This window comes from Arthrobacter sp. NPDC056727 (assembly GCF_042790555.1).
GTDB lineage: Bacteria > Actinomycetota > Actinomycetes > Actinomycetales > Micrococcaceae > Arthrobacter.
Window position 1 is genome coordinate 41,734 of sequence record NZ_JBHTZA010000004.1, and the last position, 22,503, is coordinate 64,236.

Consider the following 22,503-nt stretch of genomic DNA (forward strand, 5'->3'; position numbering starts at 1 on the left):
AGTTCAGATGTGTTTTCGGACCGAACACCCGAGAACAGGCCTGTACAAATTCAGGCAAAAGAAAACCGGCCCCGGGCTGTTGCCCGGGGCCGGTTACTTGTGACCCCAGCGGGATTCGAACCCGCGTTACCGCCGTGAGAGGGCGGCGTACTAGGCCGCTATACGATGGGGCCGCGTACTTTTCCGATCAGCGTTTCCGCCGATCAAGCCAAGATAGTGTTTCACACATTTGGCTTTGTTCCAAATCGATGATTTTCGATTTGCAACACCTGGAATTCTTCGGAAAATCCGGAGAAATCCAGAGCTGGGATACCAGGACTCGAACCTAGAATGACGGTACCAGAAACCGTAGTGTTGCCAATTACACCATATCCCATTGGCACTTTCGGGCCGGTCGAAAGTCTTTATCTTTCGCTCCGTGCCCCTCAGCACGAGTAATTACTCTACCCGAGACTTTTGCGCCGCACAAATCGGCGGGACGTTACCTGCGCCACACTTTCAGAGCGCCCCAAGCGGGAGCAGGCAACGGACCCAGCCGACTAGCTGGAGCCGGCCGGCAGTGCCAGGAGTTCCAGCAGGGAGGCGACCTCCTGCCCCTGGAAACCAGGAGCCTGCTCCCCGCCGCGGTTCAGCCAGATGCCCAGCAGACCGGCCGCCGTGGAGCCCTCAGCGTCCAGGAGCCGGTTGTCGCCGATGTACAGCGTGGTGGCAGGAGTACTGCCGATCAGCCGGACTCCCTCAAGATAGATGGCGGGGTCCGGCTTGGGGACTCCCACCGTGTCGGTTCCCACGAGGAACCGGATCCGTTCCAGGCCGGCGCTGTCCAGCTTCACCCGCTGGTAGTCGTGCACGTTGTTGCTCACGGCACCATAGGGAATGCCGGCCTGGTCCAGGGCGTCCAGAAGCGGCAGAACGTCCTCAAAGGCCCGCACATAGCTGGGCTGCAGCCGCGCATAGGTGCTGAGCCAGCTGTGCGCTTCCTCCCCCTCGCCCATTTCGACGCCGAAGTGGCCCAGGGCCGCGCGGCCCCGGAGCAGCCGCTGCTCGTTGAAGGTCAGCTCGCCGGCGAGGTAGCGGTCATAGTAGTGGGTCGTCTCGTGCGTGAAGATCCGCCCCACCCTGTCCCACCCGGCCTGGTCCAGGCCGGGCAGGAGGTGTTCGCTGGCGTCCCGCAGCGCCGTGGTCATGGCGTAGGCAAGATCCACCAGGGTGTCGTCAATGTCGAACAGGACACCGCTGACAGCCCCGAGGCCACGGGACAGGACGGCGGTTTCCACTGCGGGGTGTGACATCAGCCGCGGAAAGCGCGCAGGCGCGCCAGGGACGATTCCTTGCCCAGGATGACCATGGACTCAAAGAGCGGCGGCGAGACCCGGCGGCCGGAGATCGCGGTGCGCACGGGACCGAACGCGAGCCGGGGCTTGATCCCCAGATCCTCCACCAGAGCCTGCTTCAGCGCGGACTGGATGTTCTCTGCGTTCCAGTCACCGATGGGTTCGAGGGCTGCCAGCGCCGCATCAAGGACCTCGGTGACGTTCTCCGGCAGGCCCTTGCGGGCGTCGGCGGCGATGTCGATCTGGTCGTCGGACTTGAACAGGAACGCCAGCATCTCCGGCGCCTCGCCGAGCAGGGTGATCCGTTCCTGGACGAGCGGTGCCGCTTCCGTCAGGATCTCCTCCTGGCGGTCGGTAAGGATCTCGCCCACCAGGCCCTCGTGGCGCAGGTACGGGACCAGCCTTTCGCGGAAGACCGCAGGGTCCAGGAGCCGGACATGGGTTCCGTTGATTGCTTCGGCCTTCTTGAGGTCGAAACGGGCCGGGTTGGCCAGGACGTCGTGAATGTCGAAGTTCTTGACCAGCTGGTCCACCGTGAAGATGTCCTCGTCCGCGCTCAGGGACCAGCCGAGCAGGGACAGGTAGTTCAGCAGGCCCTCGGGGATGAAGCCGCGTTCCCGGTGCAGGAACAGGCTCGATTCCGGATCGCGCTTGGAGAGCTTCTTGTTGCCCTGGCCCATGACGTACGGCAGGTGGCCGAACTCCGGCATGTATTCGGCGACGCCCACCGCATACAGTGCTCGGTAGAGGGCGATCTGCCGCGGCGTGGAGCTGAGCAGGTCTTCGCCGCGGAGAACGTGGGTGATCCCCATGAGGGCGTCGTCCACCGGGTTGACCAGGGTGTACAGCGGGGCGCCGTTGGCACGCACCACTGCGAAGTCCGGGACGGAGCCGGCCTTGAAGGTGATCTCGCCGCGGACCAGGTCCGTGAACGTGATGTCCTCGTCCGGCATCCGCAGCCGCAGCACCGCTTCGCGGCCCTCGGCCTTGAACGCGGCAATCTGGTCGTCGCTGAGGTCGCGGTCAAAACCGTCGTAGCCCAGCTTCGGGTCGCGTCCGGCGGCCCGGTGGCGTGCTTCGATTTCGTCCGGCGTCGAGTAGGACTCATAGATGTGGCCGCCTGCCCGGAGCTTGGCGATGACGTCCTGGTACAGGTCGCTGCGCTGTGACTGGCGGTAGGGCTCGTGCGGGCCGCCCACCTCGACGCCCTCGTCCCAGTCAATGCCGAGCCACTTCAGGGCATCCAGCAGCTGGTGGTAGCTTTCCTCGCTGTCACGTGCCGAGTCGGTGTCCTCGATGCGGAAGATCATCTTGCCGCCGGTGTGGCGGGCGTAGGCCCAGTTGAACAGCGCCGTGCGGATCAGCCCGACGTGCGGGGTACCCGTGGGTGACGGGCAGAAGCGGACTCGGACGGGCGTTTCGGCGGTGACGGCAGGAATGGCAGCAGGAGCGGCGGAGGGGGTAGTCATAGTGGTACCAACTTTACCAACCAGGCACCCCCTGCGCCGTCCCTGCCTAGGTACGCCTAAGTACGCCTACCGGCGGACGACGGGGTTCGACAAGCGGCCGATGCCCTCGATCTCCACTTCGTACCGGTCGCCGGCCTGGACAAGCCCGACGCCTGCCGGCGTACCGGTCATGATGACGTCGCCGGGCAGCAGGGTGAACGCGCTGGAGACGATGGAGACCAGTTCGCGGACGCCGCGGATCATCTGGGCGGTGCTGCCGTCCTGGCGAAGCTCACCGTTGAGCCGGCCCTTGATGGACAGGTCCTCCGGATCGAGTTCGGTTTCGATCCACGGTCCGAGGGGCGCGGAGGTGTCGAAGCCCTTGGCGCGGGCCCACTGAAGGTCTGTCTTTTGGACGTCGCGGGCGGTGAGGTCGTTGCCGCAGGTGTACCCGAAGATGACGTCGTCGGCACGTTCCTCCGGCACGTCCTTGCAGATGCGGCCGATGACGACACACAGCTCAGCCTCGAAGGAGACCTCCTCCGAGAACTCCGGGAGAACAACAGGATCATTCGGGCCAACCACGGACGTGTTGGGCTTCAGGAACAGCAGCGGCTGCTGCGGCACCTCATTGCCGAGCTCGTGGGCGTGCTCCACAAAGTTCCGCCCCACGCCGATCACCTTGCTGCGGGGAATGATGGGCGCCAGCAGGCGGACATCCTCCAGCTTGTGCCGCACGGAGGTGCGTTCCACGCCGTTGAAGAACGGGTCGCCGTTGATGACAGTGATTTCCTCACTGCCGGGCTGGCCTTCAACAACGCCGTAAAGGGGATCAGAATCGACTACAAACCGGGCAATACGCATGGCTCCAAGCCTACAGTCTTAGCCCCTCTCACCCAGGTAGCGGAGGTAATGCAGCTGAGCCGCGACGGAATTCTCGGCGGCGCGCCGGACGGAAGGGTCGACGTCGGCATAGACAACGGCGGTGACCTCACCTACGGCGGCGTCCGGGCCGAGGCCGGCGAGGGCGGTGCGGATCTGGGCCAGGCGGTCCAGGCGGTGGTCCCGGTAGGCGCGGACCACAGCGTCGAGGGCGGGCAGGACCGGTCCGTGGGCGGGCAGCACCGTGGCCGGCCCCAGCCGTTCCAGCCGGTCGAGTGACGCGAGGTAGTCGGCCAGGGTGCCGTCCGGGTGGTCAAGCACGGTGGTCCCCCGGCCCAGGATGGTGTCGCCGGTCAGCACGGATCCGGCGGGCCCGTCGAGGGGCAGGTGGAAGCAGACGGAGTCGGAGGTGTGCCCTGGCGTGGAAACCACCCGGATCTCGGTGCCGCCGGCGGCGATCGTCTCGCCCGCCTGCAGCAGGTTGCCCCCATGGCAGTGCTCGCGGGCGGCTGCCCGGACTGGCGCGCCGGTGATCTCCGCCAGGCGGGCCGAGCCCGCCGTGTGGTCGGCGTGCCGGTGCGTGACCAGGATGAGTTCCACCGGACCCGCACCGGCCAGTGCCTGAAGGTGCGTCTCGTCCAGCGGACCCGGATCAACCACCACCACCGCCCCGTGGCCGGGTTCGGCGACGACGTAGGAGTTGGTCCCCTCCAGGCTCATCGGGCCAGGATTGGGCGCGAGCCGGAAACGCGTCAGCCGGCTGCTTTCAGTAAATGCAGTGGTGATGTCCTGATTCACAGGATTCATTCTGTCATCCGGGACCGCCGGATACAGCCGGGCAAACAGCAAGCAGAACGACAGCGGGTGGCCGCCGGGCTGCCAAAACAGCCCGGCGGGCCACCCGCCGTCGTTCTCTTTAGTAAATCTATAAGGCTCAGGCGAGCCGGGTCAGCCAGCCGTGGGTGTCCGCGACCGCGCCGGTCTGGATGCCGAGCAGCTGCTTGCGGATGGCCATGGTGGTCTCGCCGGCCTTGGCATTCTCCGAGCCGATGAATTCCGTGGCATCCTTCAGGACGCCGATGGGCGTGATGACCGCGGCGGTCCCGCAAGCAAACACCTCGGCGATATCACCGGAGGCCACGCCGTCACGCCATTCATCCAGGGTGATCTTCCGCTCGGTGACCTCACGGCCCATGTCCTTGGCAACCTGGATGATGGACGAGCGGGTCACGCCCTCGAGGATGGTGCCGCTCAGCGCGGGCGTCACCAGCGAGCCGTCCTTCAGAACGAAGAAGACGTTCATGCCGCCCAGCTCCTCAACGGCGTCGTCATTGAAGTGGTCCAGGAACAGCACCTGCTTGCAGCCGTTGGCCTCGGCTTCCTGCTGCGCGATGAGCGAGGCGGCATAGTTGCCGCCGCACTTCGCAGCACCCGTGCCGCCGCGGCCTGCGCGGGCGTATTCGCGGGAGATCCAGATGGAGATCGGCTTCAGTTCGCCACCGAAGTAGTTGCCGGCCGGCGAGGCGATGACGCGGAACGACACCTCACGGGCTGCCCGCACACCAAGGAAGGCCTCGGTGGCGATCATGAACGGGCGCAGGTACAGGGCCTCGCCATCGCCGGACGGGACCCATTCCTTGTCCGCCGCGACGAGTTCGCGGATGGCGCCGAGGAAGTATTCAGCCGGGATCTCCGGAAGCGCCAGGCGGCGGGCGGACTTGTTCATCCGCGCGGCATTGGCCTCCGGCCGGAAGCTCCAGATGGAGCCGTCAGCGTGACGGTAGGCCTTCAGTCCTTCGAAGATTTCCTGCCCGTAATGCAGCACCGCTGCGGAGGGGTCCAGCATGATGGGCCCGTACGCCTCGATCCGCGCATCATGCCATCCGCCCTGGCCGCTGGCGTCGACCGTGTAGTCAACAATCGCAGTGTGGTCGGTGAAGTGGTCGCCAAAGCCTGGGTTTGCCAGGATGGCTGCACGCTCTTCAGCAGACTTCGGGGTGGCCGAAGGCTGCTGGGTGAATTCGACGCCATGGGCAGTCTGAGTCATGGTTCCTCCACGGTCGGCTGCCTGGCGTCTGAATGTGGTTCAGCGTCGGACCACGGCAGCGATTGGTAATTCAGGTCAAGCTTACGCCTGGTGGCGGAGGCTAAACGGCCGCCGCAATGGCGTCGCCAATGGCGCTGGTGCTGCGCACTTCGCCGTTGCGGCTTTCGACGTCGGCCACTACCGCGGACTCGATCCGGCGGGCTGCATCGGAGTAGCCCAGGTGGTCCAGCAGGAGGGCTGCGGACAGGATTGCAGCGGTGGGGTCCGCCTTCTGCTGGCCGGCGATGTCCGGCGCGGAACCGTGGACGGGTTCGAACATGGACGGGGCCGTGCGGTCCATGTTGATGTTGCCCGAGGCCGCCAGGCCGATACCGCCGGTGACGGCGGCGGCGAGGTCGGTGATGATGTCGCCAAACAGGTTGTCGGTGACGATCACGTCGAAGCGGGCGGGGTCGGTGACCATGAAGATGGTGGCGGCATCGATGTGCAGGTAGTCGTGGGTGACCTCGGGGAATTCCTTGGCCACGGCCTCGACCGTGCGCTTCCACAGGTGGCCGGCAAAGACCAGCACGTTGTGCTTGTGGACCAGGGTCAGCTTCTTGCGGGGGCGCTCGTTGGCCCGGCGGAACGCATCCCGGACAACGCGCTCCACGCCGTGGGCCGTGTTCAGGGAAACCTCGGTGGCCACCTCGTGCGGTGTGCCGCCGCGCAGGGTACCGCCGTTGCCCACGTAGGGACCTTCGGTGCCTTCCCGGACCACGATGAAATCGATGTTGCCCGGTTCGGCCAGCGGGCTGCCCACCGTGCCGTATAGCCGGGAGGGGCGCAGGTTGACGTAGTGGTCCAGGCTGAAGCGCAGCTTGAGGAGCAGCTCGCGTTCGATGAGCCCGGAAGGGATGCGGGTATCGCCGGGCGCCGCACCAATGGCGCCGAAGAGGATGGCATCGCGCGTCTTCAGGTCCTCGAGGACAGCGTCGGGCAGCGTTTCGCCGGTCTCAAGCCAGTGCCGGGCACCGAGCTCGTAGTGGGTCTGGTCCAGGGTGACACCCTCGGCGGCCACGACCTTTTCGAGAACCTTCAGGGCTTCGGCGGTGACCTCCGGGCCAATGCCGTCGCCCGGGATGACAGCAAGATTGATGGTAGATGCGCTCATGTTTTCAGGGTAGCCAAGCCATCCACATTCTGGTCAAAGCGTCTCAGCATCCGGTCATGGGACCTAGGCGTCCGCGGGCTCCTCGTACTTCGGGAACACCGGCGCGGGGGCGGGCAGATCGGTGCCCGCGGCGATCGGCGTTGCGATGGCGGGGAACTCCCGGGCCTCGCCTTCCGGCTGGCCGAGGTACCCCAGCAGTGCGGCGGCGGCCGTGGGCATGACCGGCTGGGCGAGGATCGACACGATGCGCAGCACTTCGAGGGTCACGTACAGCACCGTCTGCATGCGTTCGACGTCGGTCTTCCGCAGCACCCACGGTGCCTGCTCGGCGAAGTATGCGTTGGTGTCCCCCAGCACCGTCCAGATCGCCTCGAGGGCGCGGCTGAACTCCTGCTTTTCGAAAGCCGTGCGTGCCTGCTCCAGGAGGGCGTTGGCCTGGCCCAGGATTGCCGTGTCGGCATCGGTGAACGCGCCCGGCACAGGGACCCGGCCCTCGCAGTTCTTGGCCACCATGGACAGTGAGCGCTGCGCCAGGTTTCCGAAGTTGTTCGCCAGGTCGGAGTTCATCCGGCCCACGATGGCCTCGTGGTTGTAGCTGCCGTCGGCGCCGAACGGAACCTCGCGCAGGAAGAAGAACCGGACCTGGTCCAGTCCGTACTGCGCCACGAAGTCCTCCGGGGCGACCACGTTGCCCAGGGACTTGGACATCTTGACGCCGTTGTTGTGCAGGAAGCCGTGGATCATGATGCGCTTCGGCAATTCGAGGCCTGCACTCATGAGGAAGGCGGGCCAGTAGATGGCGTGGAAGCGCGAAATGTCCTTGCCGATGACGTGGACGTCCGCCGGCCAGTAGCGTTTGAACGACTCCGATTCGACGTCCGGGTAACCGGCGCCGGTGAGGTAGTTGGTCAGTGCGTCGACCCACACGTACATGACGTGCTTTTCGTCCCCGGGGACGGGCACGCCCCAGTCGAACGTGGTGCGGCTGATGGACAGGTCCTCGAGGCCGCGCCGAACGAAGCTGATGACCTCGTTGAACCGCGACTGCGGTGCGCCGAACTCCGGCTGCGCCTCGTACAGGGCCAGCAGCTTGTCCTGGTAGGCGGACAGGCGGAAGAAGTAGCTTTCCTCGGCGGTCCAGGTCACCGGGGTGTCGGTCTCCTTGGTGTACCGGGCGCCGTCCTCCTTGACCACGGTGTCGTCCTCACCGTAATAGGCCTCGTCCCGCACGGAGTACCAGCCCTCGTACTTGGACAGGTAGATGTCCCCGTTGGCTTCCATCTTCTTCCAGATGGCCTGCGAAGCGGTGTAGTGGTCAGCGTCCGTGGTGCGGATGAACCGGTCGTAGCTGATGCCGAGGGCCGCGTGGGCGGCCTTGTAGATTTCGGCGTTCCGGTCCACCAGTTCCTTGGGCGTGACGCCTTCCTTCTCGGCGGTCTGCGCGATCTTGAGCCCGTGCTCGTCGGTGCCGGTCAGGAACTTCACGTCGTAGCCGTCGAGCCGCTTGAACCGGGCCATTGCATCCGTGGCGATGTACTCGTAGGCGTGGCCGATGTGCGGCACGCCGTTCGGGTAGGTGATGGCCGTAGTGATGTAGAACGGGCTCTTGTCTGAGGAAGTCACGGGCAGAACGTTACCTTTATTGCGGAGGAATGGATCTAGATCAGTTCGGTCAGCGTATCGCTCAGCCGCACCAGTTCGTGGTCATGTGACGCCACGAGGACGGCAATCCCGTCGGACGTCGTGTCCTTCAGGATGCTGATGATGCGGTTGGCGGAGGCCCGGTCCAGGCTTGCCGTGGGCTCGTCAACCACCAGGACGCGGGTCCCCAGGATCAGGGCTCGGGCGATGGCGACGCGCTGGCGCTCACCGCCGGAAAGCTGCTCGGGGCGGTGCCGCATGCGCCGTCCCAGGCCCACGAGGTCCAGCAGGTCCTTGGCCATCTCGCGCCGCTGCTCCACCTCGCCGTCCGGAACCGCCGGGAGGAGCACGTTTTCGAGCGCGCTCATGCCGTCGATCAGGGCGCCGCCCTGGTCGACGTAACCGATCAGGGCCCGGCGGCGGTCGGCGATCTCGTCGTCGGACATGGTTTCCAGGGAGTCTCCCTCCCACAGCACCCGGCCCGACGTCGGCAGGGTCAGGCCCGCTCCGACGGTCAGGATGCTGGTCTTGCCCGAGCCGCTTCGGCCAGCCACGCAGTGCATCTCCCCCGCGTTCAGGGTGAGGTCAAAGCCTTCCACGACGCTGACGGCTTCGGAACCGTTCTTGCCCCCGCCGTAGCGGATGGTGATGTTGCTCAGCTCCAGCGGAGTGGCGTGGTCGGCTTCCTTGACGATGGTGTTGGCCCGGGTCTGGACCGGGGTTTCAGCCTCTTTGTTCCCGCGCACGCGGCGAAGGTTCAGGTCGTTACTCATTTGACCACTTTCGTTGCAATCGGAATCCAGCAGAGAACAGCCACGAGTCCGGCCACAGCGGCCCACAGCGCGGCGTAGGGGGCAAGTACAAGGCCGATGCCCAGGGCGCCGAGAATGCCCAGCGGCACGGCAACCGCACCCACCAGGGCGTTTTCAAAGAACCGGACCTGGCCCAGCATGTCGGGGTTCCAGCCCATCGCCTGCAGCGTGCCGAGGTACCGCCGCTTGGCCTTCAGCTCGAAGCGCCCGGTCACCAGGGTCAGCAGGAGCCCCACTGCCACCCCGGACAAGCCAAGGACGATGCTCGGCAGGGCAACGCTGGCGGCAGCCAGGCCGCTGAGGGCGCTGGCGCCGGCGGCACGCGGAATGTCGATCAGCAGGGCGATCAGGCCGCCGACGGCCGAGGCGAACACGCCTACGGCAACGGCCAGCGAAATGGCGTTGAAGCGGTGCGTGCTCAGCTGCCGGTTCGCGAAAGTCAGCGGCGAGTCGACGGCGATGAGCTTTTCGTCGTGCTGCGGCTCCTGGTCGACCACCTCGCGGTGGCGCAGCTGCTGGGCGGCGAAGAAGGCCGCGCCCAGGTACAGCGCCAGCACGGATGCCGAGACGATGGCGGTGGCGATGTTCCAGCTCAGGAGGCTGAGCACGACGCCGGCCACGGCCAGCAGCCCGGCACCGACCGCGAACTCCTCCAGCACCCAGGACCGGATCCGGCGCTGGGTCCAGCCCATGGCCCGCAGAGTGCCGGCCTCGCTGCGGCGCAGCCGCACGTAGCTGACAGTCGAGGCGCCGGTCAGCAGCGCGGCACCGCACAGCGTAAGGAACAGCAGCGTCAGGTTGGTCGCCGTCAGCGAGCCGGCCACGGCGTCAGCCGCGTCCTGCCTCACCCACGACTGCTGCACCGTTCCGAGCGCGGACTCCTTGCCGGCGTCGTCCTTGGAGTAGCCGGGAACGAAGATGTTGGCGTCCTCCCGGGCAGAACCGGCCACGACGGTGGCTTCCAGTCCCATGTCCCGGATCTCCGCGGCGAGCTTGTCCACCTCAGGCTGGACCTGCTTCCAGCTGCCGGCGGCGCTGGCGCGGACGCGCACGGCGTCGATGACGGAGGCGTTCTTCTCGTAGCCGCGGGCCGCTGCCAGGCCGTAGTAGTCGGTGATCGCGCCGGCGGACTGGCTGACGAGACCGGTGGCGCTCAGGGAAGGCTTGAGCGCGGACTCTGCAACGTCCTTGCCCTGCGCGTCTTTGGTCAGCGTCATGGGCGTGGGGTCGTACCCGCCGAGCGGGAGGCGGTTGACGTCGCCGGCCGCTGACTGGACTGCGGAGGGATCGAAGGTGCCGTAAACCATGGCGAGCGGGGTGGCCAGCTTCTTGCCCGTTTCGAGGTTCTCCCGGTAGGAGCGCTCGTCCACGGGGTTGCGCTGGGTCTGGTCCACGGCCTCGCCGGTGGCGCTCTTCTCAGGCAGCCGGTTCACGGTGACCCACTCACCCGGGGTGGCGGTCTTGTCCTGCGCACCATTGCCCGCGGTGGAGCCGTCCTGGTACTTGGGGGCGGCGGCGAAGTTGGTGCTCCAGGTGGCGGGGCTGTAGAGGCCGCGGCTGAAGTTCGCCGAGTTGCCGAGCAGCTTGGAGTAGTCCGTGGACCCGGGCCAGGACAGCGCGAACGGCGACTTGGAGACGAAGGGCAGGTAGTCCTTGTCCAGGGAGCGCTCCGCCGTGCCGACTTCCTTGACCACGTTTCCGGAGTCGTCGATCTCTTCGATCTTGACGGAGTACTTCAGGTCAACCGAGGTGCCGGAGCGGACGATCAGCGGGATCGCCTGGGAATCCTCGGTGAGCTGGCCGTTGCGCTTGGCCTGCTGGTACTGCGTCATGATGGGAGCCCAGTACTTGAGCTTCACACCGAGGAAGTCAGGTCCCTCCTCGAGTTCCTTCATGCCGATGCCGGTGGTGAAGAGGCTCTCCAGGTGCTGGCCCACTGCCTCGGCACTGCGGGCGTCGGCCGGCGGTGCCTTTTCCAGCGGCGCCAGGAAGTCACCGGCGCTGCCCAGCAGGGCGCGCTCGGAAACGGGGTCGACGGCGACCACGGACTCGGTGACTTCCGGAGCCATGGGCAGGGCAACAGAGAGGTTGAAGAGGTTGTGCTCCGATCCGCCGGCCGGGGCCGGGAACTTGATCCCGGTCTCGCCCTCGGGTCCGGCGATCTGGATGCTGCTGCCGCCCTCCACCTGCTGCTCCACGAGCTTGCCCTTGCCGAGCGTGCCCTCGGCGGTGGACTTGAACAGGGTGTGTTCGGACGATCCGTCGGAGCTCGTGGCACTGGCCGTCAGGCGGTACTTCTTGGGGGCGTCGCTGAGCACGGACTGGGCTGCCGGCCATTTGCTGGGGTCGGTGCCGCCGGGCTGGCCGGCGGTTGCCGTGCCGACCAGGCCCGCGTTGAAGCCCAGGTAGTCCATGGCCTCCAGCCGCGGGGTCTCGAGGTTCTGCGTCACGCGCGAGACCAGGCTGATGGGGGCGGCAACAGAAGTGCCGGAGAGGTCCCGGATCTTCTGCAGCTGGTCGAAGCTGATGCCGCCCTGGCCCGTGGCGATCTCGGGCTGCATGAGCGTTCCGTCCGAGCCGGCCTTGGCCTGGACCAGTATGTCGTAGAGCCCGCGCGAGTTCTGGTCCACGGTCCTGTTCAGCGCTGCCTGCGACTGGGTCTGGACGAGGACGGACAGGCACATGGCGAAGATGAGTATGGCAGCGGTCAGCAGCAGCACTTTGCTTCTGATGAACCTCTGGACGGCGTTCATTGGGCTCCCTGAAACCTGGATTGCGTGCGCACGCCACGGTGACCGCAGATAGATGACCGCAGAAAGTGGAGGTGTCCCTTGCGGGCGTGCAAAAAGTATTGGCCGGCCTGCCGGCTGGATCCTTAAATTCGAACCTAGCCATTGTACGCAGACCGGCCAATCATACTTGGCCGGGGTGAATTCCAGGGGACGTGGAGTTCACCCCGCGTTTAGGACCCTGGTCCGGAGGGACCAGTTCTTCGGGGACTAGTCCTCGAGGTCCACTTCGCGCACCATCTCGGCACCGATGCCGGCCTTGATGGCGTCCAGGACCTGCTGCGGGACGGAGCTGTCGATGGTGAGCAGCGCCAGGACCTGGCCGCCCTCCGCGTTCCGTGCCACCTGCATGCCGCCGATGTTGATGTTGTTCATGCCCAGGATGTGCCCGATGGTGCCGATGACGCCGGGACGGTCGGCGTAGGAAACCACCACGAGGTGCTCGCTGATGGGGATCTCGACGTCATAGCCGTTCACGCCGACGAGCTTCTGGACCTGCTTGGGACCGGTCAGGGTGCCGGCCACCGAGATCTGCGCACCGTCGCTCAGGGCGCCGCGCAGGGTCAGGACGTTGCGGTAGTCCTCGGCCTCAGGGGTGGTGATGAGGCGGACGTTGATGCCGCGCTGCTCGGCGATCACCGGGGCGTTGACGTAGGACACCTGCTCGGTGACGACATCGGCGAAGATCCCCTTGAGCGCGGCCAGCTCCAGGACCTTGACATCAAGCGCGGCGATCTCGCCGGCGACCTCGACGTCGATCTGGGTCACGGAGGCATGGGTCAGTGCTGTGAAGATGCGGCCCAGCTTCTCGATCAGCGGGATGCCCGGGCGGACATCGGGGGCGATCACGCCGCCGGCGACGTTCACGGCGTCCGGAACCAGTTCCCCGGCAAGGGCAAGGCGGACGGACTTCGCGACGGAGACGCCGGCCTTTTCCTGTGCCTCGTCGGTGGACGCGCCCAGGTGCGGGGTGACCACCACGTTGTCCAGCTTGAAGAACGGCAGGTCGGTGCTGGGCTCCTGGACGAAGACGTCCACCGCGGCGCCGGCGATCTGGCGGTCCTGCAGGGCGGTGTACAGGGCTTCCTCGTCCACGAGGCCGCCGCGGGCCACGTTGATGACGTAGGCCGTCTCCTTCATCTTCTTGAAGGCGTCGGCACCGAGCATGCCGACCGTTTCCGGCGTCTTGGGCATGTGGATGGTGATGAAGTCGGACTGCGCCAGCAGCTCGTCGAGGGTGACGAGCTTCACGCCGAGCTGCGCGGCGCGGGCGGAGGTGATGTAGGGGTCGAACGCGAGGATCTCGGTGTCAAAGCCCTGCAGGCGGGCGGCGACCAGGGCACCGATGCGGCCCAGGCCGATGATGCCGATCTTCTTCTCGAACAGTTCGATGCCGGTGTACTTCGAACGCTTCCATTCGCCGTCCTTCAGGGCGGCACTGGCCTGCGGGATGTGACGGGCCAGGCTCAGGATGTGGCCGACGGTCAGCTCTGCGGCGGACACGATGTTCGACGTCGGGGCGTTGACCACCATGACGCCGGCCTGGGTGGCGGCCTTGATGTCAACATTGTCCAGGCCGACGCCGGCACGGGCGATGACCTTCAGGTTCTTCGCGGCGGCGATGGCCTCTGCGTCCACCTTGGTGGCGGAGCGGACCAGGATGGCGTCAACGTCCTCAATGGCAGAGAGCAGCTGGGAACGATCGGCGCCGTCGGTCTGGCGGATTTCAAAGTCCGGGCCAAGGGCCTCGATGGTGGCGGGCGAAAGTTCTTCGGCGAGCAATACTACGGGTTTTGACACAGCTGATCCTCTGCGTTGAAGTCCTGGGGGTAAATAAAGTCTAGGCGTACGGAAAGGCCGGGCTCACATTGTTAAGTGTGAACCCGGCCTCACTGTCGCACTGAAAGGGTGCAGCCTTAGCGGGCTGCGGAGCCTTCGACGTAGTCCTGGTCCTGCTGCTGCCAGGAGAACAGGGAGCGCAGTTCGCGGCCAACGCCCTCGATCGGGTGGGACTCAGCCTTGGCGCGCAGTTCCTTGAACTCGACGGCGCCGTTGTCCTGGTCTTCGATGAAGCGCTTGGCGAAGGCACCGGACTGGACGTCCGCGAGGACGGCCTTCATGTTTTCCTTCACCTCGGGGGTGATGACGCGCGGGCCGGAGACGTAGTCGCCGTACTCTGCGGTGTCGGAGACGCTCCAGCGCTGCTTGGCGATGCCGCCTTCCCACATGAGGTCAACGATGAGCTTGAGCTCGTGCAGCACCTCGAAGTAGGCGATCTGCGGCTGGTAGCCGGCTTCGGTCAGGGTCTCGAAGCCGTACTGGACCAGCTGGGACACGCCGCCGCACAGGACAGCCTGCTCGCCGAAGAGGTCGGTTTCGGTCTCTTCGGTGAAGGTGGTCTTGATGACGCCGGCGCGGGTGCCGCCGATGGCCTTGGCGTAGGACTTGGCCAGGTCCCAGGCGGAACCGGAGGCGTCCTGCTCCACGGCGATGATGTCCGGGATGCCGCGGCCGGCTTCGAACTCGCGGCGGACCGTGTGGCCCGGAGCCTTCGGGGCGATCAGGATGACGTCAACGCCCTCCGGGGCCTCGATGTAGCCGAAGCGGATGTTGAAGCCGTGCGCGAAGGCGAGGGCCTTGCCCGGGGTCAGCTTGTCCTTGATGGAGTCGTTGAAGATCGAGCGCTGGTGCTGGTCCGGTGCCAGGATCATGATGACGTCGGCCCATTCGGCGGCGTCGGCAACGTTCTTGACCTGGAAGCCTGCGTCCTCGGCCTTGGCGATCGACTTCGAGCCTTCCTTGAGCGCGATGACAACCTCGACGCCGGAATCGCGCAGGTTCTGCGCGTGGGCGTGGCCCTGGGAGCCATAGCCGACAATGGCTACCTTGCGGCCCTGGATGATCGACAGGTCTGCGTCGTCGTCGTAAAACATTTCAGTCACTTGCGTAACTCCTCTTGAGTGGATTTTTTGTAGATAGATGGTGCTGCGTTTGCAGGCGCTGCGCTCCGGCTAGGCGGAGCGGAGCGCCCGATCACTCATGGAGCGGGATCCCCGTCCAACGGCCAAGGTGCCGGACTGCACAATTTCGCGGATACCGAACGGCTCGAGCACTGAAAGCAGTGCCGTGAGCTTTTCGGGATGGCCGGTTGCTTCAATGACCACCGAGTCTGTGGAGACGTCGACCACTGAAGCACGGAACAGGTCTGCAGCCTGGGTCACCTGCAGACGAGTTGCGGCATCCGCACGTACCTTGACCAGGATGTGGTCGCGCTGTACGGAAGATTCGGAAGTCAGTTCAACAATCTTGATCACGTTGACCAGCTTGTTCAACTGCTTGGTGACCTGTTCGATCAGGTCACCGTCGGCGTCGACGACGACGGTCATCCGGGAGATGCCCGGAACTTCCGTCGGGCCGACGGCCAGGGAATTGATGTTGAAGGCGCGGCGGGCGAAAAGGCTGGCCACGCGGGTCAGCACACCGGGCTTGTCTTCGACCAGAACGGACAGTGTGTGGCGGCTCATGATCAGTCCTCCTCTTCCCATTCCGGGGTCATGTTGCGGGCAACCTGGATCTGGTCGTTGCTGACTCCGGCGGGCACCATCGGCCACACCATGGAGTCTGGGCTGACCACGAAGTCGATGACCACGGGGCGGTCATTGATCTCCAGCGCCTTCTGGATTGTTGCGTCGATGTCCTCGTCCCGTTCGCACCGGAAGGACGCGCAGCCGTAGGCCTCGCCGAGCTTGACGAAGTCCGGGATCCGGATGGTCTCGTGGCCGGTGTTCAGGTCCGTGTTGGAGTAGCGGCCCTCATAGAAGAGGGTCTGCCACTGGCGCACCATGCCCAGCGAGGAGTTGTTGATGACGGCAACCTTGATGGGGATGTTGTTGATGGCACAGGTAGCCAGTTCCTGGTTGGTCATCTGGAAGCAGCCGTCGCCGTCGATGGCCCAGACCACGCGGTCCGGCTCCCCCACCTTGGCGCCCATGGCGGCCGGAACGGCGTAGCCCATGGTGCCGGCGCCGCCGGAGTTCAGCCAGGCGTGCGGGCGCTCGTACTTGATGAACTGCGCGGCCCACATCTGGTGCTGGCCCACACCGGCAACATAGATGCCCTCGGGACCGGTGAGTGCGCCGATCCGCTCGATGACGCGCTGCGGCGCAGTCAGGCCGTCCTCGGGTTCGGTCCAGCCCAGCGGGTAGGTGTCCTTCAGGTTATTCAGGAAGGCCCACCAGCTGGCGAGGTCCGGGGTTCCGGAGGCGCCGAACTGGGTCCGGACAGCTTCCGTCAGTTCCGGAATGATCTCCTTCACGGAGCCCACGATGGGAACGTCGGCGGTGCGGTTCTTGGAGATTTCGGCGGGGTCGATGTCAGCGTGGATGACCTTGGCGTTGGGCGCGAAGGTCTTCAGGACACCGGTGACGCGGTCGTCAAAACGGGCACCCAGGGTTACCAGCAGGTCTGCCTGCTGCAGCGCGGTCACGGCCGAAACCGTGCCGTGCATGCCGGGCATGCCCACGTGCTGCGGGTGCGAATCCGGGAAGACACCGCGGGCCATGAGCGTTGTGACCACGGGGGCGCCGGTCAGCTCGGCCAGCTCCCGGAGTTCGGCCGCGGCGTGGGCCTTGGACACACCGCCGCCCACGTACAGCACGGGCTTGCTGGCGGCGGAGATCAGCTTGGCCGCCTCGCGGACCTGCTTGTTGTGGCCGCGGACCACCGGACGGTAGCCCGGCAGGTCGATCTTCGGCGGCCAGGAGAACGTCATCTGGCCCTGCTGGGCGTCCTTGGCAACGTCAACGAGGACCGGGCCCGGACGTCCGGTCGAGGCGAGGTGGAAGGCCTCGGCCATGACATGCGGAATGTCGTTGGGGTCCGTCACCAGGAACGAGTGCTTGGTGATGGGCATGGTGATGCCCACGATGTCGGCTTCCTGGAAGGCATCGGTGCCGATGACTCCGCTGGAAACCTGGCCGGTGATGGCCACCAGCGGAACGGAATCCATGTGCGCATCCATGATGGCGGTGACGAGGTTGGTGGCGCCCGGGCCCGAGGTGGCGATGCAGACGCCCACCCGCCCGGTGACCATGGCATAGCCTTGCGCGGCGTGGCCGGCTCCCTGTTCGTGACGGACCAGAACGTGGTTCATTTTGGAGGCCATCAAGGGGTCGTAGGTGGGCAGGATCGCGCCACCGGGCAAACCGAAAATATCGTCGACGCCGAGTTCTTCGAGCGAACGGACAATTGCTTCTGAGCCGGTCATCACCGTCGGGGGTACGACGTTGTTCGGCCCAAGGACAGGAGAGGCGGCTGCAGCAGTGTCGACGCCGGCATCAGCCGGTTTGTCGACGCGTTCCGGAGCCTTGGCGGCTCCAGCGGACTTTGAAGCCATCAGCGAGGGGCTGATGGGCGATCCTTTGCTCATCGAACTCTTCCTTAGTGGATCTTGAATTGGTGTGGTGCTAGGGAAAACTGAACGTTCCGTCCCGCCCGGGAAATAAAAAAACCCCTCAGCCTGGTGGCTTTTCGAGGGGTTGCGCGTGACAGTTCGTTACCAGTCGGGCTATGGAGCCACGCGCTTGGTAAGTACGACGACGGTGCCGACGGTAACGAATGCGATCATGCGTTCAGTTTTCCCTCTAGGTGAGATACGTGTCAACGAGGTAACACGCTATCTCACCATATGGACATCATTGTCCATTTTTCGGGAGGCTCATACCTTGAAGCCTCCCTCATTAAGCCTGGTTACCCAGGCTCAAAAATCACCCGCAGTATGCGCCTGTGCTGGCGCTGTGCACCAGCTTGGCGTACTTGGCCAGGACACCCTTGGTGTAGCGGGCCGGGAGCGGCGCCCAGCCCTTCCTGCGGGCTCCGAGCTCTGCTTCGTCAACGAGCAGGTCGAAGGTGCGTGCCGCGATGTCCACGCGGATCCGGTCGCCGTCCCTGACGAAGGCGATGGGGCCGCCGTCGGCAGCTTCGGGGGCAACGTGGCCGATGCACAGCCCCGTGGTGCCGCCGGAGAAGCGGCCGTCGGTGAGCAACAGGACGTCTTTGCCAAGGCCGGCGCCCTTGATGGCACCGGTGATGGCGAGCATCTCCCGCATGCCCGGACCGCCCTTGGGGCCTTCGTAGCGGATCACCACGACGTCGCCCTTGTGGATGGCGCCGTTGTCCAGCGCGTCCAGGGCACCCTGCTCGCGCTCAAAGACGCGGGCGGTCCCTTCGAAGACGTCGGCGTCGAAGCCGGCGCTCTTCACTACCGCGCCTTCGGGGGCGAGCGAGCCGTGCAGGATGGTGATGCCGCCGGTCTTGTGGATCGGGTTGTCCAGAGCGCGCAGGATCTTGCCGTCGACGTCCGGCGGGTTGATCGCCTCAAGGTTTTCGGCGACCGTCTTGCCCGTGACGGTGAGGCAGTCGCCGTGCAGCAGGCCGGCGTCGAGCAGTGCCTTCATGATCACCGGCACGCCGCCGATCTTGTCGACGTCGGTCATGACGTAGCGGCCGAACGGCTTCAGGTCGCCCAGGTGCGGGATCTTGTCGCCGATGCGGTTGAAGTCGTCCAGGGTCAGCTCGACCTCCGCCTCGCGGGCGATCGCCAGCAGGTGCAGGACGGCGTTGGTGGAGCCGCCGAAGGCCATGGTGACGGCGATCGCGTTCTCGAAGGCCTTCTTGGTCATGATGTCGCGCGCGGTGATGCCCTGGCGCAGCAGGTTGACCACGGCCTCGCCGGACTTGCGGGCGAATTCATCGCGCCGGCGGTCTGCCGAGGGCGGGGCTGCCGAGCCGGGCAGGGACATGCCCAGGGCCTCACCGATGCACGCCATGGTGTTGGCCGTGTACATGCCGCCGCAGGCGCCTTCGCCGGGGCAGATGGCCTTTTCAATGCGGGTGAGGTCTTCCATGCTCATCTTGCCGGCCGCGCACGCTCCGACCGCCTCGAACGCGTCGATAAGGGTGACTTCCTTTTCGGAGCCGTCCTCCAGCTTCACCCAGCCGGGCATGATGGAGCCGGCATACAGGAACACGCTGGCGAGGTTCAGGCGCGCGGCGGCCATGAGCATGCCGGGCAGGGATTTGTCGCAGCCGGCCAGCAGCACGGAGCCGTCGATGCGCTCTGCCTGCATGACGGTTTCCACGGAGTCGGCAATGACTTCGCGGGAGACCAGGGAGAAGTGCATGCCTTCGTGGCCCATGGAGATGCCGTCGGAAACGGAGATGGTGCCGAACTGCATCGGGAACCCGCCGCCGGCGTGGACGCCTTCCTTGGCGCCCTGGGCCAGCCGGTTCAGGGAAAGGTTGCAGGGAGTGATTTCGTTCCAGGAGCTCGCGACGCCGATCTGGGGCTTGGCAAAGTCGTCATCGCCCATGCCGACAGCCCGGAACATTCCACGTGCCGGAGCTGCGTGAATGCCGTCAGTGACAACCCGGCTTCGGGGCTTGATGTCAGGCTTGCCGGCGCTTTCGGTCTGGGTGTCCTCGCTCATGGGTCAAAGTCTATGACTCCACAAGGACCGCGAACGACCGGAAGCGGCCGCTTTCGCCCAAATTCCAGAAAAAGTCGCCCAAATACTGGACTAACGTCTCACATGTTGAGACGACGGGCGGGTCCGTCCTCCCTCTTTAGGGCGCTGACAAGCCTAGACAGCCCTATTGACACCGACGTACCGTCAAGCAACGGCAACCTCGCGTGACGGATGAAAGGCTTTGCTATGGAGTGGATTATCTGGGTCATTGTCATCGTTTTGGTCATCGCCATCGTCTGGTGGCTGCTGAACCGGAACTCGCGCGGAACGGCATCAGACGCCGCCCGGTACGAACAGGTTGACTCCCGCGCCGGCACCGCCCCCGAAGCGGCCGCACGGGCCGATGATTCGGCGTCGTCCGCGACCGTTGGACCGTCGTCGGACACCACCCGTACTGTCCCGGAAACCGGCCGGCTGGCCGAACCGGACGCTGGGCAGGCAGCCGCGGAAGCCGCACCGCTGACGGGCCGGCCCTCCCCCGCAGCCACGCGCCCGGACCCCGAGGATGTGGAACCGGATATCGAGTCCTGGGAGGCCGCGACGGCACGCCCCCCGGCGCCCTCTGCCGGAGGAGACGTTGACGACTGGGACGACGACGGGGATAAGGCCGAGTGGGATGCCCAGTGGTCGGATGCCGCCAGTGCAGATGCGGCCGGCGCGGAAGCGGGCAGTTCCGCGCAGCCGGCGGCGGCGCCTGCCGCCCCGACGCATCACGCCGAGTACACCGGCCCGCACTCCCCCACCCTGCCGGGGGCGGAATCGGCGGCAGCAGAATCCCTGGACGCTGAGGCCGAGACCCAGCAGCGGATCCAGTCTTCCGCTGCCACGGAAGCAGGTGCCAGCCACGAGGCCATGCCTCATCACCGGGAACCCCAGCCGCACCACCTGGAGCAGGGCTTCGGCTCGGAACGTGGCTTCGGTGAACAGCCCATCCACCGGGAACGGGTTGCCCCGATAGGCGAACCCGCCGCCGGGGATGAGCCCTACGGGGAGGGCTCGGCCGCGCCGGCCACCGATGGCAGCGCCCCGGCGGGGTACACCGTCAAGGGCGACGTCAGCGCCATGACCTACTACGACGAAGACAGCGCGGGCTACGAGGACGCCAAAACGGAAGTCTGGTTCCTTTCGGCGGCACATGCCGAGGCTGCGGGGTTCCGGGCGCCGCGCCGGACCCGGCGCTAGCGCCACGCTGCGGCGGCAGATCGGCACAGCGGCAGATTGGACAGAGGACGGGCATGTCACGCAACCACCCCGGAAAACCCGCTGCGGCCGCCGTCTCCGCGCCTCTGGCAGGGGCCGTCCTTGCCCTGTCCGCCGTCACGATGTCGCTCTCCGGCTGCACAGGCGACGGCGGACTGCCTGCTCCGGGAAACTCCGGCTCAACGGCCACCCAGGGCAGCAGCACGCAGGGCACCAGCCCCCCGGTACCAGGCAGCCCTTCCACTTCCGGCGCGGCAGCCCCGTCGCCGCCGCGGGCACCGGAAGTGCGGGGCAGGATCGAGGGGCTGCAGCTTCCCTGGTCAACAGTGTTCCTGCCGGACGGCACCGCCATCATCTCTGAACGCGATTCCGCTCTACTCAAATCCGTCACAGACGGCAGGGTCGGCACCATCGGGGCGGTTCCCGGCGTCGTTCCGGGCGGTGAAGGAGGGTTGCTGGGCCTGGCACTGTCGCCCGACTTCGCCACGGACCGATATCTCTACGCCTACTTCACCGCTGCCGATGACAACCGGATTGCCCGCATGCGCCTGGAACCCGGCGGCGGGACCCTTCGGCTGGGTGAGCCGGAGGTGGTCTTCTCGGGCATGTCCAAGGCCTCCACCCACAACGGCGGCAGGATCCGCTTTGGCCCCGACGGGTTCCTCTACGTGGGCACAGGTGATTCGCAGCGCCGCGAGCAACCGCAGGACCGGAACGCCCTGGGCGGAAAGATCCTGCGGCTGACCAAGGACGGTGCCCCGGCACCCGGCAACCCCTTCCCGAACAACCCCGTCTACAGCCTTGGCCACCGGAACGTCCAGGGCCTGGCCTGGGACAGCCAGGGCCGGCTCTGGGCCAGCGAGTTCGGCCCGGACGTGAATGACGAACTCAACCTGATCAGGCCCGGCGGAAACTATGGGTGGCCGGAAGTCACGGGGGCACCCCACCGGGACGGCTTCATCGACGCCAAGGTTGTCTGGCCGTCGACAGCAGACTCCTCCCCCAGCGGACTGGAAATCGTCGGCAACACCGCCTATCTGGGCGCACTGAGGGGCCAGCGCATCTGGGCCGTCCCGCTCGACGGCGAAAATGCCGGCACCCCTGTGGGCTACTTCACGCGGCAGTTTGGGCGGATCAGGAACGTTGCGCTGGCCCCAAACGGGGATTTGTGGGTCCTCAGCAACAACCAAAACCCCGATTTCGCGCTGATTTTGCGGCTTCCACGCTAGCCGGCACCTCCCGGCCGGCCCGATTTCACACCGGCCAAAACTTCGTGTAGAGTTTCATGTCGTTGCGGAGGTCAACGAGGGAAATAAACGGCCCGCGGATGAACGAATCAACAGATGCACCTCTAGCTCAATTGGCAGAGCAATTGACTCTTAATCAATGGGTTCCGGGTTCAAGTCCCGGGGGGTGCACCACAAAAGCCCCGCCTTCCAGGCCACAAGCCTGGAGGCGGGGCTTTGTCGTTCCCGGAAAGTGTCTGCGGCGGATGCCAGCGAGGTACGTGTTGCCGGAGCCAAAACTTAGTGTAGAGTTGCATGTCGTTGCGGAGATCAACGAGGGAAATAAACAGCCCGCGGATGAACGAATCAACAGATGCACCTCTAGCTCAATTGGCAGAGCAATTGACTCTTAATCAATGGGTTCCGGGTTCAAGTCCCGGGGGGT

At 65.8% G+C, this 22,503-nt stretch carries 16 protein-coding genes and 4 tRNA genes; 4 read left to right on the forward strand and 16 right to left on the reverse strand.

Features of this window, described 5'->3' with window-relative positions:
- Nucleotides 1-100: 100 nt before the first annotated feature.
- The 16 genes from ACFRAH_RS05140 to ilvD form a co-directional block, all read right to left on the reverse strand.
- A tRNA-Glu gene (locus ACFRAH_RS05140) sits at nucleotides 101-173 on the reverse strand.
- Nucleotides 174-304: 131 nt separating this feature from the next.
- Nucleotides 305-376: transfer RNA gene (locus ACFRAH_RS05145), tRNA-Gln, on the reverse strand.
- Between the two features lie 163 nt (nucleotides 377-539).
- Nucleotides 540-1,292 (reverse strand): HAD family hydrolase, encoded by a 753-nt coding sequence (locus ACFRAH_RS05150; RefSeq protein ID WP_377989842.1) that lies wholly within the window; start codon nucleotides 1,290-1,292, stop codon nucleotides 540-542.
- On the reverse strand, nucleotides 1,292-2,803 hold the full coding sequence (gene gltX / locus ACFRAH_RS05155; RefSeq protein ID WP_377989843.1) for a glutamate--tRNA ligase: 1,512 nt from the start codon (nucleotides 2,801-2,803) through the stop codon (nucleotides 1,292-1,294). Before gltX ends, ACFRAH_RS05150 begins: the two co-directional genes overlap by 1 nt.
- A gap of 66 nt (nucleotides 2,804-2,869) precedes the next feature.
- Entirely contained in the window at nucleotides 2,870-3,646 is a 777-nt protein-coding gene (locus ACFRAH_RS05160) for a fumarylacetoacetate hydrolase family protein (protein WP_377989844.1), read from the reverse strand.
- Nucleotides 3,647-3,664: 18 nt separating this feature from the next.
- A complete protein-coding gene (locus ACFRAH_RS05165; protein WP_377989845.1) occupies nucleotides 3,665-4,471 on the reverse strand; it encodes an MBL fold metallo-hydrolase in 807 nt (268 codons plus the stop codon).
- Nucleotides 4,472-4,598: 127 nt separating this feature from the next.
- Nucleotides 4,599-5,711 carry a branched-chain amino acid aminotransferase gene (locus ACFRAH_RS05170; protein WP_377989846.1) on the reverse strand — a complete coding sequence of 371 codons (1,113 nt, stop codon included), beginning with the start codon at nucleotides 5,709-5,711 and terminating at the stop codon, nucleotides 4,599-4,601.
- A 100-nt stretch (nucleotides 5,712-5,811) separates the two neighbouring features.
- Nucleotides 5,812-6,864 (reverse strand): 3-isopropylmalate dehydrogenase, encoded by a 1,053-nt coding sequence (locus ACFRAH_RS05175; protein ID WP_377989847.1) that lies wholly within the window; start codon nucleotides 6,862-6,864, stop codon nucleotides 5,812-5,814.
- A 63-nt stretch (nucleotides 6,865-6,927) separates the two neighbouring features.
- Complete coding sequence (gene metG, locus ACFRAH_RS05180; RefSeq protein WP_377989848.1) at nucleotides 6,928-8,487, reverse strand: methionine--tRNA ligase; 1,560 nt, start codon at nucleotides 8,485-8,487, stop codon at nucleotides 6,928-6,930.
- Nucleotides 8,488-8,522: 35 nt separating this feature from the next.
- On the reverse strand, nucleotides 8,523-9,278 hold the full coding sequence (locus tag ACFRAH_RS05185) for an ABC transporter ATP-binding protein (RefSeq protein WP_377989849.1): 756 nt from the start codon (nucleotides 9,276-9,278) through the stop codon (nucleotides 8,523-8,525).
- On the reverse strand, nucleotides 9,275-12,070 hold the full coding sequence (locus ACFRAH_RS05190; protein ID WP_377989850.1) for an ABC transporter permease: 2,796 nt from the start codon (nucleotides 12,068-12,070) through the stop codon (nucleotides 9,275-9,277). The genes ACFRAH_RS05185 and ACFRAH_RS05190 overlap by 4 nt, the downstream gene beginning before the upstream one ends.
- A 246-nt stretch (nucleotides 12,071-12,316) precedes the next feature.
- Entirely contained in the window at nucleotides 12,317-13,906 is a 1,590-nt protein-coding gene (gene serA / locus ACFRAH_RS05195; RefSeq protein WP_377989851.1) for a phosphoglycerate dehydrogenase, read from the reverse strand.
- A gap of 116 nt (nucleotides 13,907-14,022) precedes the next feature.
- Nucleotides 14,023-15,048, reverse strand: coding sequence for a ketol-acid reductoisomerase (gene ilvC / locus ACFRAH_RS05200; RefSeq protein ID WP_377989852.1), 1,026 nt, complete (start codon nucleotides 15,046-15,048; stop codon nucleotides 14,023-14,025).
- A 69-nt stretch (nucleotides 15,049-15,117) separates the two neighbouring features.
- Nucleotides 15,118-15,630: an acetolactate synthase small subunit gene (gene ilvN, locus ACFRAH_RS05205; RefSeq protein WP_003801493.1), complete on the reverse strand. Its 513-nt coding sequence runs from the start codon at nucleotides 15,628-15,630 to the stop codon at nucleotides 15,118-15,120.
- Between the two features lie 2 nt (nucleotides 15,631-15,632).
- Nucleotides 15,633-17,534, reverse strand: coding sequence for an acetolactate synthase large subunit (locus ACFRAH_RS05210; RefSeq protein ID WP_377989853.1), 1,902 nt, complete (start codon nucleotides 17,532-17,534; stop codon nucleotides 15,633-15,635).
- 337 nt (nucleotides 17,535-17,871) lie between these two features.
- Nucleotides 17,872-19,593, reverse strand: a complete 1,722-nt coding sequence (ilvD, locus tag ACFRAH_RS05215; protein WP_377989854.1) for a dihydroxy-acid dehydratase — start codon at nucleotides 19,591-19,593, stop codon at nucleotides 17,872-17,874.
- Nucleotides 19,594-19,818: 225 nt separating this feature from the next.
- Between ilvD and ACFRAH_RS05220 the strand changes: the two genes are divergently transcribed.
- From ACFRAH_RS05220 to ACFRAH_RS05235, 4 genes are all read left to right on the forward strand, one after another.
- A complete protein-coding gene (locus ACFRAH_RS05220; protein ID WP_377989855.1) occupies nucleotides 19,819-20,814 on the forward strand; it encodes a hypothetical protein in 996 nt (331 codons plus the stop codon).
- 53 nt (nucleotides 20,815-20,867) lie between these two features.
- A complete protein-coding gene (locus tag ACFRAH_RS05225) occupies nucleotides 20,868-22,061 on the forward strand; it encodes a PQQ-dependent sugar dehydrogenase (protein ID WP_377989856.1) in 1,194 nt (397 codons plus the stop codon).
- 116 nt (nucleotides 22,062-22,177) lie between these two features.
- Nucleotides 22,178-22,253 (forward strand) — tRNA-Lys (locus tag ACFRAH_RS05230).
- A 180-nt stretch (nucleotides 22,254-22,433) separates the two neighbouring features.
- Nucleotides 22,434-22,503: transfer RNA gene (locus ACFRAH_RS05235), tRNA-Lys, on the forward strand.

Excerpts from the sequence above, each read along its gene's own strand:
- ACFRAH_RS05150 (WP_377989842.1), bottom strand. The coding sequence starts at position 1,292 with ATGTCACACCCCGCAGTGGAAACCGCCGTCCTGTCCCGTGGCCTCGGG.
- gltX (WP_377989843.1), bottom strand. The coding sequence starts at position 2,803 with ATGACTACCCCCTCCGCCGCTCCTGCTGCCATTCCTGCCGTCACCGCC.
- ACFRAH_RS05160 (WP_377989844.1), bottom strand. The coding sequence starts at position 3,646 with ATGCGTATTGCCCGGTTTGTAGTCGATTCTGATCCCCTTTACGGCGTT.
- ACFRAH_RS05165 (WP_377989845.1), bottom strand. The coding sequence starts at position 4,471 with ATGAATCCTGTGAATCAGGACATCACCACTGCATTTACTGAAAGCAGC.
- ACFRAH_RS05170 (WP_377989846.1), bottom strand. The coding sequence starts at position 5,711 with ATGACTCAGACTGCCCATGGCGTCGAATTCACCCAGCAGCCTTCGGCC.
- ACFRAH_RS05175 (WP_377989847.1), bottom strand. The coding sequence starts at position 6,864 with ATGAGCGCATCTACCATCAATCTTGCTGTCATCCCGGGCGACGGCATT.
- ACFRAH_RS05185 (WP_377989849.1), bottom strand. The coding sequence starts at position 9,278 with ATGAGTAACGACCTGAACCTTCGCCGCGTGCGCGGGAACAAAGAGGCT.
- ACFRAH_RS05190 (WP_377989850.1), bottom strand. The coding sequence starts at position 12,070 with ATGAACGCCGTCCAGAGGTTCATCAGAAGCAAAGTGCTGCTGCTGACC.
- ilvN (WP_003801493.1), bottom strand. The coding sequence starts at position 15,630 with ATGAGCCGCCACACACTGTCCGTTCTGGTCGAAGACAAGCCCGGTGTG.
- ACFRAH_RS05210 (WP_377989853.1), bottom strand. The coding sequence starts at position 17,534 with ATGAGCAAAGGATCGCCCATCAGCCCCTCGCTGATGGCTTCAAAGTCC.
- ilvD (WP_377989854.1), bottom strand. The coding sequence starts at position 19,593 with ATGAGCGAGGACACCCAGACCGAAAGCGCCGGCAAGCCTGACATCAAG.
- ACFRAH_RS05220 (WP_377989855.1), top strand. The coding sequence starts at position 19,819 with ATGGAGTGGATTATCTGGGTCATTGTCATCGTTTTGGTCATCGCCATC.
- ACFRAH_RS05225 (WP_377989856.1), top strand. The coding sequence starts at position 20,868 with ATGTCACGCAACCACCCCGGAAAACCCGCTGCGGCCGCCGTCTCCGCG.